The following is a 311-nucleotide window of genomic DNA, read 5'->3' as shown; positions in this document are numbered from 1 at the left end:
GCCCTTGAAATTGATCACCGGCCCTGATGCGTCGCCTTCCGACGTGTGGTTGAAGACCACGTCGAGCAGCACTCCGATGCCCGCGATGTGCAGCGCGTCCGTGAGCGCGCGGAATTCCTGCGCAGCGCGCGCGGGGTCGACGCAATAGCGGGGATGCGGACTGTAGTAGCTGTGCGTGCTGTAACCCCAGTAGTTTGTCAGCCCTCGTGCGGCCACCGCGGGCAGAACGTCCTGCTCATCGAAGGCCATCACGGGAAGAAGCTCGACGTGGGTAACGCCGAGTCCTTTCAGGTAGGGGATCTTCTCGATCA

Annotated in this window: 1 protein-coding gene; it reads right to left on the bottom strand. The window is 62.7% G+C overall.

Translation table 11 applies throughout. The features are described from left to right. The coding region (locus BG61_RS39085; RefSeq protein WP_035943973.1) for an alpha-amylase family glycosyl hydrolase at positions 1-311 on the bottom strand (311 nt) is incomplete at both ends.

The organism is Caballeronia glathei, assembly GCF_000698595.1.
Lineage (GTDB): Bacteria > Pseudomonadota > Gammaproteobacteria > Burkholderiales > Burkholderiaceae > Caballeronia > Caballeronia glathei.
The sequence above is the reverse complement of the archived record's forward strand: the minus strand, read 5'-3'. Positions and strand labels throughout refer to the sequence as shown.